Source organism: Rhodosalinus sp. (assembly GCF_046542825.1).
In the GTDB taxonomy this organism is placed as follows: domain Bacteria; phylum Pseudomonadota; class Alphaproteobacteria; order Rhodobacterales; family Rhodobacteraceae; genus Rhodosalinus.
Map to the genome: position 1 here is coordinate 1 of NZ_JBKHAQ010000089.1, position 11634 is coordinate 11634.

Consider the following 11634-nt stretch of genomic DNA (forward strand, 5'->3'; position numbering starts at 1 on the left):
TGGGCAATCTCACCGGCTTCGCCGCCGCGCGCGCGGCCCTCGGCCCCGGCGTGGCATATCTGACCGACCAGACCCACGCCTCGCTGCCGCGCAACCTGCGCGCGCTGGGCTTTCCGGAGGAGGATATCGCCGTGCTGCCCTCGGGCGCGCAGTGGCGCATGTCCGCCGACACCCTGCGCGACGCGATCGCCCGCGACCGTGCGGCGGGGCGCAGGCCGATGATGGTGGTGGCGACGGCGGGATCGACAAACACCGGCGCGGTGGACCCGCTACCCGAGATCGCCGAGATCTGCACGGCAGAGGGGCTATGGCTGCATGTCGACGGCGCCTATGGCGCGCCCGCGGCCATCACGCCGGAGGGCCGCGCGGTGCTGGCCGGCATGGAGCGCGCCGATTCGCTCGCGCTCGATCCGCACAAGTGGCTCTTTCAGCCCTACGACCTGGGCGTCTGCCTCGTCACCCGCCCGGGCGCGCTGGAGGCCGCCTTTGCCATGTCGCCGGAATACCTGCGCGACGTGCGGCAGGCAGGCGACGCGGTGAACTTCGGCAACCGGAGCCTGGAACTCACGCGCCGGTCGCGCGCGCTCAAGCTCTGGATGTCGCTTCGGACCTACGGCGCAGAGCGCTTCCGCACCGCCGTGCGCCGGGGCATCGAACTGGCAGAGGTCGCGGAGCGGGTGCTGCGCGAAAGCCCCGCGACATGGGAGGTGGTGACGCCCGCGCAACTGGGCATCCTCTGCTTCGCGCTGCGCGGCGCGGATGCAGCCGCCCATGAACGCGCGGCGCGCAGGGTGTCGGAAAGCGGCTATGCCTGCGTGACCACGACCGCGCTGGGCGGGCGCAGCGTGCTCAGGCTCTGCACGATCAACCCGCTGACGACCGAGGCCGACCTCCGCGGCACGCTGGAGCGGCTGGCGGCGGTCTGACGCCGTGACAGGGGATTGGCCCCCGACAGGCGTGGGGGGCGTGGGTCTCCCCCGCGGCCTTCGGGGACCGTTGAAAGCGCCAGCGCGTGACCCGACCTGCCCAACTGCGTTAGGCTCTCCGCACTGCAGGCATGGGGGCGCGCGAATGGAAATCACACGGCGAAACCTTCTGGCGGGGCTGGGTGCCATGGCCCTGACGGGATGCGGTGGCACCGGGGGACCGGCACTCGCGCCCCGCCCCGCGCCAGGGATGCAACCTGTGGCCAACGCTGCCTTCGACGCCTGGCTCGCCGGCTTCCGCGCTCGCGCGGGCGGGGCGGGACTGGGCGAGGCGGTGCTGGCGCGCGGCCTGCGCGAGGCGGGCTATCTGCCCGGCGTGATCGAGCGCGACCGCAACCAGACCGAGTTCACCCGCACGCTCGAGGACTACCTCGCCATCGCGGCCTCCGACGACCGCATCGCGACGGGACGGCAGATGCTGCGCCGTCACGCCGGGCTTCTGGCGGAGATCGAGGCGCGCTACGGCGTGCCACCGGAGGTGGTCACGGCAATCTGGGGACTGGAAAGCCGCTATGGCGACCGCCGCGGCGACATCCCCGTGGTCTCGGCCACCGCGACGCTGGCCTTCGACGGTCGGCGCGGCGCGTTCTTCGAGCGCCAGCTTCTCGCCGCGCTGCGCATCCTCGAGCGCGGCGACACCACGCCCGGGCGGCTGGTGGGCAGCTGGGCCGGGGCGATGGGGCACACGCAGTTCATCCCCACCACCTACCAGGTTTACGCGGTGGATTTCCGCGGCGACGGGCGGCGCGACATCTGGTCGGAGGATCCGACCGACGCGCTGGCCTCTGCCGCAGCCTACCTCGACCGCATGGGCTGGCGCCGTGGACGGCCCTGGGGGCTGGAGGTGCGCGCGCCGGCCGGGCTGGCCGGGGCGCGCGGCGCCACGCGGGCTGTCGCGGACTGGCGCGCCGCGGGCGTGACGGCCGCGGAGGACGGCGCGCTGCCGGATCATGGCCCCGCGGCGCTGATCCGGCCGGAGGGACCGGCCGGCCCCGCCTTTCTGGCGTTTCGCAACTTCGAGGTGCTGGCACGCTACAACAACGCGGTGAACTACGTGATCGGCGTGGGGCACCTTGCCGACCGGCTGGCGGGGGCGGGACCACTGCGCGCGGGCTTTCCGCCGGACGCATTCGGGCTGACGATCGACGACCGGAAGGCGTTGCAGCGCGAGCTTACGGCGGCGGGCTTCGACGCGGGCGCGCCCGACGGCGTGATCGGATCGCGCACGCGCGCCGCAATCGAGGGCTACCAGCGCGCGCAGGGGCTAACCGTGACAGGGGAGCCGTCCCGCGCGCTTCTGGCGCGGCTTCGGGGCTGAACGCGCAAGCGGTTTGGAAACCGCTTGCAAGCCGCTGCGAAGCGGCTTGCAAGGGCCTTTTCAAGGCCCTTTCACGCCTCCCAGGTCACGCTGCCGCCCATCACCGTGAGCGCCGCGCGCGCGGTGTTCAGCCGGTCCGGCGCCATCGCCTCGAGGTCGTGGTCCATCACCGCGACGTCGGCGAGGTAGCCTTCCTTCAGCTGCCCCTTGCGGTCCTCCGAGAACTCGACCCAGGCGTTGTCGAAGGTATAGGAGCGCAGCGTGTCCGTCAGGCTTTGGCGCTGATCGACCCAGGGCACGGGCATCTCCAGCGGGGCGGCCGCCGCGCGCACGCTGTCCATCACGTCCACCTGGATCACCGGCCAGTCGGTCGAGAAGCAGACCCGCGCGCCGGTCTCGCGGATCGTCTGCCAGGCGAAGGCCAACGGGATCTGGTCCGGGTGCAGCACCTCGTCCAGCCCGTGCGCCGGGAAGATATGCCCGCGCGGCGCGTGCCCCGGCTGGATCGAGGCGACGACGCCCAGCTCGGCGAAGCGCGGCAGGTCGTCGGGGTGCAGCACCTCGATATGCTCGACCCGGTGGCGGCTGTCACGGATGCCGTTGACGCGCCGCGCCGCCTCGTAGCCGTCGAGGGTGCGGCGGATCGCCAGATCGCCGATGGCGTGGGTGGCGATCTGCAGCCCCATCGCGTCGATCCGCACGCAGGCCTCGGTGTAGTGGTCGGGTTCGAAGACCGGATCGCCGATGTGATCCGTGCCGGGATAGGGGCGGATCATCAGCGCCGTGCGGCTTTCCACCACGCCGTCCATGAACATCTTGACCCGGTTGGTCCAGAGCCGCTCTCCCGCGAAGCGGCGGCGCATTTCGGCGGCCTCCTCCAGCCGGTCGAGGGGATCGGCGCTTTTCAGGTGGAAGGGAATCTCGGTCCGGCAGAGCAGCCTGCCCTCGGCATCGAGCTCTTCCAGCAGTTCGGCGGTATAGAAATTGCCGTCCATGTTGTGCAGGCCGGTGATGCCGTGGCTCGCGCAGTGCCTGAGCCCCGCGGCGATCTGCTCGCGGTCGCGCGCGCGGTCGTCAGGCCCGGGCATCGGCGACGGGTTGGCGCCGGTCACCAGCCCTTCCATGTCGCGGCCGCCGTAGCGGGTGTGGCGCAGGACGGGCTTGTAGGCGCCGGGCTCGCGCAACTCGCCGGTCGCCGTGCCGTCGGGCGCCATCACGATCTCCGACCCCGCCTCCGTCTCGCCGCCGTGCAGGATGCCGCCCAGTTCCAGCGCCCTGGTGTTGGCCCAGATCGTGTGATGGTCCGCCGCGAACATCGCGAAGGGACGATCCGGCAGCACCCGGTCGAGGTCCTGCCGCGTCGTCTGCCGCCCCGGCCCCATGATGTCGTAGGCCGCCTGCACGGCAAAGACCACCGCGTCGTCCGACCGGGCCGCCTCGGCGCGCACCGCCTGTGTCAGCGCGTCGAGCCCCTGCACCTCGTAGAGGTTCAGGTAGTCGAGCTCCACCGAGCCGCCGAAGAGATGCACATGGCTGTCGATGAAGCCCGGCAGCACGGTGCAGCCCTGTGCGTCGAAGACGCGCGTCGCCGGGCCGGCCAGGCCGCGCATCTCCTCGGTGCTGCCGACCGCGGCGATGGTGCCGCCCGAGATCGCCAGCGCCTGGGCCTGCGGGCGGGCCTCGTCGAAGGTGATCAGTCTGCCGTTCAGGATCACGAGATCGGGTGTGGCGGCCATGCCGGGTGTTCTCCTTCGTGAAGAAAAGAGAGGGGCGCCTCGCGCGGCGCCCCTCGGCTCGCGTGGTCAGGCGCGGGTCACTTCAGCACTTCGGTCCAGATCGCGCGATAGATCTGCTGCGCCTCGGGCGGGCAGATCCTGGAATCGACGCCCGCGTCGGCCAGTTCCTCGGGCACGTTGACCTCCGGCGCGTTGGCCATGACCTCGTCCATGTATTCCTCCGACCCGGCGATGCCGTTCGCGTAGCGCGCGAAGTTCGACAGCATGGCTGCGTTCTCCGGCTCCATCACGAAGTTCATGAAGGTCTGCGCCTCCTCGACGTTCTCCGCATCCGCGAGAATGGCAAGGTTGTCGGACCACACCGGATAGCCCGTCTGCGGGTAGCCGAAGGCGTAATCCGGGTTCTGCAGCCGCACGCGCAATGCCGCGCCGTTCCAGTAAAGGCCGGCCGAAAGGTCGCCCTCGGCATATTTCTCGATGGTGCCGTAGTCGATCGACAGCCAGTGCGGCTTGGCGGCGAGCAGGCGGTCGCGCACCTTCTGCAGCACCTCGCGGTCCTGGGTGCACTGCTCGCCGCCCTCGTAGTAGATCGCGATGGACATGACATCCATCATCTCGGGGATCACGTTGATCGTGCCACGAAGCTCTTCGGGCGGGTCAAGGAAGAGCGCGGCGGTGTCGATGTCGCCCTCGTAGACGGAGGTATCCACCACCAGTCCGACGGTGCCCCACTGCCACGGTACCGTATAGCGGCGGCCGGGGTCGAACTCGGGGTCGCGCCAGCGCTCCGCCATGTGCTCGAAGTTCTCCATCTCGTCGGGCCGCGCCTCCATCAGCAGGCCCTCCTCGATGAAGATCGGCACATAGGTGCCCGAGGGCACGACCATGTCGAAGCCGTGCCCGCCGGCCTTGATCTTGGCCAGCGCGGTGTCGTTGCTGTCGTAGTCGGTGATCGTGACGTCGATGCCGGTCTCTTCCTCGAACTTCTCGATCATCTCGGGGCTGGTGTAGTTGCCCCAGTTGTAGAGCTGCAACTCCTGCGCAAGCGCGGGCGCGGCGAGCGTCAGCGCCGCCGTCGTCATCAGCAGTCGTTTCATCGGGTCATACCTCCTTGGTCACTTCCTGCTTCGGCTGAGGAAGAAGAACGCCATCACCAGCAGCACCGAGACGGCGAGAAGCGCGGTCGAGATCGCGTTGATCTCTGGCGTCACCACCCGGCGGAGCTGGCCCAGCATGTAGGTGGGCAGGGTATCCTGCCCGGCGGATTTCACGAACTCGGTGATCACCACGTCGTCCAGCGAAATCACGAAGGCCAGCATCGCACCCGCGAGGATGCCGGGCCAGAGCTGTGGCAGCGTCACCCGGCGAAAGGCCTGCCAGGGCGTGGCGTAGAGATCGGCGGCCGCCTGCTCCAGCGTCAGGTCCATCCCCTGCAGCCGCGCGCGGATCGGCAGGAAGGCGAAGGGAATGCAGAACGCCGTATGCGCGATGATGAGATACCACAGGCCCGTGTAGCCGGTTGCCACCTTGATCATCGCGAAGAAGATCAGCAGCGCCACGGCGGTCACGATCTCGGGCACCATCAGGGGCTGGTTCACCAGCGCGAAGACCACGGTCTGTCCGCGCCACGGGCGCGTGCGCGTCGTGGCGAGCGCGGCGCCCACCGCGGCGGATGTGGCAAGCAGCGAGGCGGCCGTGGCGATGATCACCGAGCGCACCGTCGCCGCCTGCACCTGCTCGTTCTCCAGCGCGGAGCGATACCAGCGCAGCGAGAAGCCGTCCCATTCCGCCACGGAGGAACTGTCGTTGAACGAGAAGATCACCAGCAGCACGATCGGCAGGTAGAGCAGCACGAAGCACAGCAGCGCCATCGTGGTGAAGCCGGGCTGGCGGGTGACGTCGAACCCCTTGCCCCTAGCCATGCGCGCGCACCTCCTCGCGGCCCACGGCGCGGACGTAGAAGATCAGCGCCACCATCACGATCACCAGGAGCGTCAGCGCAAGCGCCGCGCCCAGCGGCCAGTTGCGGCCCTGTCCGAACTGCAGCTCGATGAAGTTGCCCAGCATCATGTTCTTGCCGCCGCCCAGCACCCGCGGCGTGACGTAGGCGCCCAGGCAGGGCACGAAGACCAGGATCGAGCCCGCAACGACGCCCGGCTTCACCAGCGGCAGGACGATCCGGCGCAGCACCTGCCAGCGCGTGGCGTAAAGGTCGTAGCCGGCCTCCACCAGCGAGAAGTCGAACCGCTCCATCGAGGCGTAGATCGGCAGGATCATCAGCGGCAGATAGACATAGGCCATGCCGGTCAGCACCGCGAATTCGGTGAACATCATCTGGATCGGCGCGTCGATCAGCCCCGTCCACAGAAGCGCCGTGTTGATCGTCCCCTGATTGCGGATCAGCTCCATGATCGCGAAGGTCCGGATCAGCAGGTTGGTCCAGAACGGGATGATGATCAGCAGCATCCAGATGTCGCGCGTGCCGCGCGGCCGCGTGGCGATGAAATAGGCGGTCGGAAAGCCGATGATCAGGCAGATCACCGTCGTCATCAGCGACAGCTTGATCGAGCGCCACATGATCGAGAGATGCGCGTCGGCAAGCTCGATCTCGTCGGTGAAGAAGTCGCGCTCGGCGAAGACGTTGAACCACGCCTTGAGCGAGAACTCCCAGACCACGCCGCCGTAGTCGCCGGGCGTGAGGAAGGAATAGACCAGCACGATCAGCAGCGGCCCCGAGGCCGCGAAGATCAGGATCGCCATCGCCGGCGCCAACAGCAGCGAGCGGGTGCGCCGTTCGTCCCGCCTGCGCGCCGCGGCGAGGTCGTGCATCGAGGCGGGGCGGGCGGGGGCTGCGTCGGTCATGGCGTCAGTCCCTCAGCACCTGGCCCACGCCCGCGCCGAAGCGCACCGCAACGCGGTCGCCACGGCTGCGCGCCTCGGCCTGGTCGGGCTGATTCTGCCGGCGCACGACGAAGCGGCCGCCGGCGTCGAGATCGACATGGAAATGCGTGTCGGTGCCGAAATAGACGACATCGGCGAGCTTTCCGGGCAGCAGCCCCTCGCCCTCGGCCGCCAGATCGGCGTGTTCCGGCCGGACGGCCAGCGTCACCGGCCCCTGTCCGGCGCCGCCCTCGGCGGCGCGCGCTGCGATCTCGCGCCCCGAGGCAAGGCGCACGTCCGCGCGCTCGCCCTCCACCCGCAGCAGGTCCGCCGCAAGGAAATTGGTATCGCCGATGAAGTCCGCGACGAAGCGTTCGGCGGGATGGTCGTAGATGTCCCGCGGGCTGCCGATCTGGCGGATGGAGCCCGCGTTCATCACCGCGATCCGGTCCGACATCGTCAGCGCCTCTTCCTGGTCGTGGGTGACGAAGACGAAGGTGATGCCGGTCTCCGACTGCAGCCGCTTGAGTTCCAGCTGCATGTCCTTGCGCAGCTTGAAATCCAGCGCCGAGAGCGGCTCGTCCAGCAGCAGCACCCGCGGGCGCGGCGCCAGCGCGCGCGCCAGCGCCACGCGCTGCTGCTGGCCGCCGGAGATCTCGCTCGTGCGCCGGTCGGCCAGTTCCGACATGCGCACAAGCTCCAGCATCTCGCCCACGGTGCGGCGCACCTCGTCCCCGGGCTTGCCCTGCATCTCGAGGCCGAAGCCGATGTTCTGCGCCACCGTCATGTGCGGAAAGAGCGCGTAGGATTGAAAGACCGTGTTCACGGGGCGCTCGTAAGGCGCGAGCCGAAGCAGATCCTTGCCTTCCAGCGTCACGCTGCCCTCGCTCGGGTCGACGAAACCAGCGATGACCCGCAAAAGCGTGGTCTTGCCGCAGCCCGAAGGGCCGAGCAGGGTGAAGAACTCGTTCTGCCGGATCGTCACGCTGACCGTGTCGAGCGCGCGAAAGGCGTCCGCGCCGGAGCCGAAGACCTTGGTCAACCGGTCAATCTCGATCATGAAGCAGTATCCCCGGGGTTGTCGGCATGGGCAGACCTGCCGCGGACGTCAGACAATCACCCACGCGCCGGCACTGCAACACCTCCGAACGCCATTCGTCACGACAGGCGCGCTGGCCGCCGCCTTTCGCGCCCTTGACAGAGAACCCCGGGCGGCGTTCCGGGATCCCGCGCAGGCCCGACAGGGCCGGTCGACGCGGCAAGCAGGGCGCTTTCTGCCTCAGTTGCCCGCAAAGCCCCCATAGCGACCTCCGTAAAAGATCAGCGGCGCACCGGCGCGCGCCTCGGCCCGCAGCACGCGGGCCACGACGATCAGGTGATCACCGCCCTCGTGTTCGGCGACCTTCTCGCACTCGAAGCGCGCAAGGCAGCCGGCAATCGCCGGCACGCCCTCGGGGGTCTCGAACCAGTCGAGCCCTTCGAAGGCGTCGCCCGAGCGGGCGAAGCCGCGGCAGATCTCGAACTGCTCCGCGCCCATGACATGCACGGCGAAATGGCGCGCGGCGGCATAGAACGGATACCGGCGGGAGCTTTTGGCCGGCGACCAGAGGATCAGCGGCGGGTCGAGCGAGACGCTGGCAAAGCTGTTGGCGGTGATTCCCAGCGGCCCCGTGCGGGTGGCGCAGGTCACCACGGTCACGCCGGTGCCGAAGCGGCCCAGCGCATCGCGCAGGGCGCGTTCCTGCCCCGGTCCGGGCACGATCGTCTCGCCCGCCTCGTTCGTCGCCGTTCCGGGCATGCCGCGCCCCGCCTCCGCTGTCGTGTTCGTTGCACAGTTAGACTTGCCGCGCAGGGCGCCAAGTCCGCGCTCAGGTTTCCATCCAGATCGTCACCGGCCCGTCGTTGACGAGCGACACCTGCATGTCCGCGCCAAAGCGGCCGGTGGCCACCGGCACGCCCTCGCGCTGCAGGGCCGCCGCGAAATGTTCGTAGAGCCGCCTGCCCTCGCCCGGCTCCGCGGCCGCGGAAAACCCGGGGCGATTGCCGCGCGAGGTATCGGCGGCCAGCGTGAACTGGCTGACCACCAGCGCGGCGCCGCCCACGTCCACCACCGATCGGTTCATCCGCCCTTCGTCGTCGCGAAAGATCCTCAGCCGAGCGAGCTTCCCCGCAAGCTTCTCCGCCTCGGCCTCGCTGTCGCCCTGCATGGCGCAGACCAGCACCATCATCCCCGGCCCGATCTCGCCCAGCACGGCGCCTTCCACGCTCACCCGCGCCTCGCTCACCCGCTGCACGACTGTCCGCATCGCCCCGTCCCCTGCCCTGCGGCGCGCAAGGTGCCCCGCAGGCCGCGGCGATGCAACCGCGCGGCAGGCGATTGACGCGCGTCAAACACATCTGCCGCGACGTGAGGCAGAAAGCCCCTGTGTCACCTGCACAGAAGGAGAATCGCCATGGTCGAGAAATCCCAGATGTCCGGTCTGTGGCCCGCGCTCTACGATCCCTTCCGCAGCCTCGGCGCGCGCGTGGCAGAGATGCTGGCCCCCGCCTCGGACGCCAGCGGCGGCGAGGACGCCTATACCATCACGATGGAACTGCCCGGCGTGTCCGAAGAGGACATCGAGGTGAACGTCGATGCCGGCGTCATCACCGTGAAGGGCGAAAAGAAGTCAGGGCGCGAGGAGACGGGCGACACCTGGTTCTTCACCGAGCGGCAATACGGCAGCTTCACCCGCTCCTTCCGCCTGCCCGCCGACGCGGTGCAGGACCAGGTCGAGGGCCACATGAAGGACGGTGTGCTCACCATCACCGTCCCGCGTAAGCGCCCCGAGCCGCAGGGCGGCAAGAAGAAGGTCGAGATCCGCAGGGGCTGAGAGCGTCCGGGGCGCGGCCCCGCCGCGCCCCGTCAGTAGAACGAGGGCTCGAAGCTCGCTCCATCCGCCCAGAGTTCGGGGTTCTGTGCAAGCCACCAGCCCAGCGCGCCCGCGATCAGCAGGCCCGTGACGATCGCCGCCGCAAGCTTCACGGCGGACCAGGGCCGTTCGCCCTGCACCCGGCCGGTGCGGCCGTTGACGACGAAGCGGTAGGTCCTGCCGCGATACCTGTAGGCCGCAAGCCACACGGGCAGCAGAACGTGCTTGAAGGTGACGTCGCTGACGGCGGTGTCGATGGCATGGATGCGCTGCGCGTCGCCGCCGATGTCGAAGGCCACGTCGCGGCGGATCACGCGATCCATCTTCGCCCGCGCCTCCTCGTAGCCCTCGGGCAGCGCGACCTGATAGCCTTCCGCCCGGAAGCCCGCCAGGAACTCCGGCCGGTAGGGTTCGAGCGCGGCAAGATCCCAGGGCTCGAGCGCGTCGGTGAAGCGTTTGGGCAGCGAACGCGAGGCCAGCACCAGCACGTCGTCGAAGAACCGCGCGACGCGTCCCGACACGGGCGTCCAGCGGATCTTGCGCACCCGTTTCCGCGCGGGCTTGCCGTCGCGCATCACCGTGACGGTGACGTAATAGGCGGTGCCGCGCATCCCCGAATAGCGGCTCGCGGTCTGCGCGTCGAAGGTCCAGTAGGGCACGTAGATGCCCTGCATCCGCCGCCCCTTGCGCGCGTATTGCTGAAGCCCGTTCGGCGCGAACCACAGCCGGCCCAGCCAGTCGCGCATCGCCCGCCGTGCTGCCGCCTCGTCGAGCGCGAAGGGCAGCACGCCGCGCGGCTTGACGTGGCGGTGCGTGCCGGTGTCCGTCACCACCGGGGTCGCGCAGAAGGGGCATTCCTTGGCGTGAATGTCCGGGTCGAACTCCACCTCCGCCCCGCAGTTGGGGCAACGCGAGACGCGGGTTTCCTCCATCTCGGCCGCAGGCAGCTGCGCGTCGAGCGCGGCGCGGAAATCGAGCTCGCGGATCGCGGGGACAGGGACGCCCTCGACGTCTTCGGCGTGTCCGCAGTGGTCGCAGACCAGCCGCCCCTTCGCCGGCTCGAAGCGCAGGTCGGCGCCGCATCGCTCGCAGGGAAAGCGATGCTCTTCGGTGGCGTCGCGCGGCGGCGGCGCGGGCGCCTCGGGGGTGGGCGGCGGCGGGGGCTGCATGCGTCGGGACGCCTCCGGCGGGGTATCGTCAAGCAGGAAAAAATCTTCTTTGCCGAAGGGTTGGCGCGGAGCAATTCACGCGGACCCACGCCTGTGTCCACTTCTGGATCTCTGCGCAGCATAGTCCATCTTTTCTGGCTGATGAAGGCCTGCAGGAGTCCTGTTGAGCTTGGTCGCGAGAGAGGGCCGAGGTGGACGCATCCCGCGAATCCAGCGGACGACGTCTGCGTCAGGACCCGTTGATCAGGCTCCAAGCGTCTGTTCCACTGCTCGAACAGCGAGCGGTGACAGGAGCACTCTCTTCTGGCTGACGGACGCGCTGACGGCGCGTCTCGGGCCCCACTTCCCGAAGTCCCATGGCAAGGCGAACCGGGCTGTCTCGCAACACCATCAGGAAGTATCTGCGGGCGCGGGATGCGCTTGCTGTCGGCTGCCGACGCGAGGAACACTCCGAACCCGCCGATCTGCAACAGGATCGCCGGCGGGCGGTGGAGCGCGGTCAGGAGCCCTGAGCCCGCCCCGCCTTGATGCGTGAGGCGGCGGGCGTGAGCGGTGACGTGCCGCCTGTGCCGACCGGCCCCCCCCCTGACCGGGCGCACCTCAGCGCTGCTGCAGGTCGAGGATCTGGCGGTG

The 11634-nt window shown here is 69.5% G+C and carries 11 protein-coding genes; 3 read left to right on the forward strand and 8 right to left on the reverse strand.

Translation table 11 applies throughout. The annotated features are described in order from the left end of the window. Together ACLFOB_RS11440 and ACLFOB_RS11445 are read left to right on the forward strand one after the other, a co-directional pair. A partial coding sequence (locus ACLFOB_RS11440; RefSeq protein ID WP_410926147.1) for a pyridoxal phosphate-dependent decarboxylase family protein occupies positions 1–926 on the forward strand: 926 nt, incomplete at its 5' end. Positions 927–1071: 145 nt separating this feature from the next. Next, positions 1072–2304, forward strand: a complete 1233-nt coding sequence (locus ACLFOB_RS11445; RefSeq protein ID WP_410926148.1) for a lytic murein transglycosylase — start codon at positions 1072–1074, stop codon at positions 2302–2304. Positions 2305–2375: 71 nt separating this feature from the next. On the opposite strand, the gene ACLFOB_RS11450 is transcribed toward ACLFOB_RS11445, so the two are convergent. The 7 genes from ACLFOB_RS11450 to dtd all read right to left on the reverse strand — a co-directional run bounded on the left by ACLFOB_RS11450 (position 2376) and on the right by dtd (position 9226). Next, the gene (locus ACLFOB_RS11450; protein WP_410926149.1) at positions 2376–4040 is read right to left on the reverse strand and encodes an amidohydrolase; all 1665 of its coding nucleotides are present in this window, start codon (positions 4038–4040) and stop codon (positions 2376–2378) included. 77 nt (positions 4041–4117) lie between these two features. Continuing rightward, positions 4118–5137 carry an extracellular solute-binding protein gene (locus ACLFOB_RS11455; RefSeq protein WP_410926150.1) on the reverse strand — a complete coding sequence of 340 codons (1020 nt, stop codon included), beginning with the start codon at positions 5135–5137 and terminating at the stop codon, positions 4118–4120. An 18-nt stretch (positions 5138–5155) separates the two neighbouring features. Next, positions 5156–5962, reverse strand: coding sequence for an ABC transporter permease (locus ACLFOB_RS11460; protein ID WP_410918177.1), 807 nt, complete (start codon positions 5960–5962; stop codon positions 5156–5158). Beyond that, a complete protein-coding gene (locus ACLFOB_RS11465) occupies positions 5955–6869 on the reverse strand; it encodes an ABC transporter permease (protein ID WP_410926152.1) in 915 nt (304 codons plus the stop codon). The genes ACLFOB_RS11460 and ACLFOB_RS11465 overlap by 8 nt, the downstream gene beginning before the upstream one ends. A 37-nt stretch (positions 6870–6906) precedes the next feature. Beyond that, positions 6907–7980, reverse strand: a complete 1074-nt coding sequence (locus ACLFOB_RS11470) for an ABC transporter ATP-binding protein (protein ID WP_410926151.1) — start codon at positions 7978–7980, stop codon at positions 6907–6909. A 219-nt stretch (positions 7981–8199) separates the two neighbouring features. Next, the gene (locus ACLFOB_RS11475) at positions 8200–8718 is read right to left on the reverse strand and encodes a flavin reductase family protein (RefSeq protein ID WP_410917589.1); all 519 of its coding nucleotides are present in this window, start codon (positions 8716–8718) and stop codon (positions 8200–8202) included. Between the two features lie 70 nt (positions 8719–8788). Continuing rightward, a complete protein-coding gene (gene dtd / locus ACLFOB_RS11480) occupies positions 8789–9226 on the reverse strand; it encodes a D-aminoacyl-tRNA deacylase (protein WP_410917588.1) in 438 nt (145 codons plus the stop codon). A 147-nt stretch (positions 9227–9373) separates the two neighbouring features. Here dtd and ACLFOB_RS11485 point away from each other — a divergent pair, with 147 nt between their 5' ends. Then, on the forward strand, positions 9374–9793 hold the full coding sequence (locus tag ACLFOB_RS11485; RefSeq protein WP_410917587.1) for an Hsp20/alpha crystallin family protein: 420 nt from the start codon (positions 9374–9376) through the stop codon (positions 9791–9793). A gap of 32 nt (positions 9794–9825) precedes the next feature. Here ACLFOB_RS11485 and ACLFOB_RS11490 read toward each other — a convergent pair whose 3' ends face one another. Continuing rightward, positions 9826–11001, reverse strand: a complete 1176-nt coding sequence (locus ACLFOB_RS11490; RefSeq protein ID WP_410917586.1) for a primosomal protein N' (replication factor Y) - superfamily II helicase — start codon at positions 10999–11001, stop codon at positions 9826–9828. Positions 11002–11634: the final 633 nt, after the last annotated feature.

Excerpts from the sequence above, each read along its gene's own strand:
- ACLFOB_RS11465 (WP_410926152.1), bottom strand. The coding sequence starts at position 6,869 with ATGCACGACCTCGCCGCGGCGCGCAGGCGGGACGAACGGCGCACCCGC.
- ACLFOB_RS11475 (WP_410917589.1), bottom strand. The coding sequence starts at position 8,718 with ATGCCCGGAACGGCGACGAACGAGGCGGGCGAGACGATCGTGCCCGGA.
- ACLFOB_RS11470 (WP_410926151.1), bottom strand. The coding sequence starts at position 7,980 with ATGATCGAGATTGACCGGTTGACCAAGGTCTTCGGCTCCGGCGCGGAC.
- dtd (WP_410917588.1), bottom strand. The coding sequence starts at position 9,226 with ATGCGGACAGTCGTGCAGCGGGTGAGCGAGGCGCGGGTGAGCGTGGAA.
- ACLFOB_RS11485 (WP_410917587.1), top strand. The coding sequence starts at position 9,374 with ATGGTCGAGAAATCCCAGATGTCCGGTCTGTGGCCCGCGCTCTACGAT.
- ACLFOB_RS11445 (WP_410926148.1), top strand. The coding sequence starts at position 1,072 with ATGGAAATCACACGGCGAAACCTTCTGGCGGGGCTGGGTGCCATGGCC.
- ACLFOB_RS11455 (WP_410926150.1), bottom strand. The coding sequence starts at position 5,137 with ATGAAACGACTGCTGATGACGACGGCGGCGCTGACGCTCGCCGCGCCC.
- ACLFOB_RS11450 (WP_410926149.1), bottom strand. The coding sequence starts at position 4,040 with ATGGCCGCCACACCCGATCTCGTGATCCTGAACGGCAGACTGATCACC.
- ACLFOB_RS11490 (WP_410917586.1), bottom strand. The coding sequence starts at position 11,001 with ATGCAGCCCCCGCCGCCGCCCACCCCCGAGGCGCCCGCGCCGCCGCCG.
- ACLFOB_RS11460 (WP_410918177.1), bottom strand. The coding sequence starts at position 5,962 with ATGGCTAGGGGCAAGGGGTTCGACGTCACCCGCCAGCCCGGCTTCACC.